Below are 751 nucleotides of genomic sequence, written 5' to 3'. Positions count from 1 at the left end.
ATAGCGCATGGCTATGTGACGCCAGTCATTCACCGGGAAAACATGTGTTCTATCTTGTGATGCTGGAGATATTGTTTCTTGTTGTAATACTCATGACTCTTGTATTTTTCCGAGAAGGAATGCAGGGAGTGCAACCTCGATTTTTCAAAAAACTGCGAATCCATCCGGCATCATAGCCCCTGTCAGCAAGAAGTATTCGGGTTGAAGGCAGAGTTGGCAAGAGACATGCCGCACCGCCATAATCACTGATGGTTCCGGCTGTCAGCAATGTCCGAATTGAACGTCCGTCGAAGTCGCAGACTACATGTAATTTGGTGTTCAATCCTCCTTTTGTGCGTCCGATACAGCGAGAGGAAGCCCTTTTTTTCTCAAACTTGCGGCAGTTCTGTGAGCTTTCAGACAGGTAGCATCAATCATGAGAAGGGATGTATCCTGGGTACTTTCGGAAAGAGCCGTAAAAATCTTTTCGAAGACGCCCATGTTGCTTCATCTGACAAAACGGTTATAAAGAGTTTTATAGGGGCCGTATTCTTTTGGAGCATCCTTCCATCGGAGACCGAACTTGAGAACATGGATAATTCCACTGATAATTTTTTGATCGTCCCTTCTGGGAATGCCTCTTGAACGAGGAAAGAAAGGGCGAATGACATCCATCTGAGCGGAAGAAAGGTAAAAAAGAGTGGACATAGAAACCTCCATATCCATACTTATCCTTTTTTGACGTCGTTGGAAATAATGAGTCCTGAGCCTA

At 44.7% G+C, this 751-nt stretch carries 2 protein-coding genes; both read right to left on the bottom strand.

Features of this window, described 5'->3' with window-relative positions:
* Positions 1–49: 49 nt before the first annotated feature.
* Positions 50–403, bottom strand: coding sequence for a transposase (locus tag DESPIG_RS14570; protein WP_006009670.1), 354 nt, complete (start codon positions 401–403; stop codon positions 50–52).
* An 83-nt stretch (positions 404–486) separates the two neighbouring features.
* On the bottom strand, positions 487–751 hold a 265-nt coding region (locus tag DESPIG_RS13440; RefSeq protein WP_211204922.1), incomplete at its 5' end, for a transposase.

The organism is Desulfovibrio piger ATCC 29098 (assembly GCF_000156375.1).
Taxonomy (GTDB): domain Bacteria; phylum Desulfobacterota; class Desulfovibrionia; order Desulfovibrionales; family Desulfovibrionaceae; genus Desulfovibrio; species Desulfovibrio piger.
Note: the sequence above shows the minus strand (reverse complement) of the source record. Positions and strands in the feature narration are given on the sequence as shown.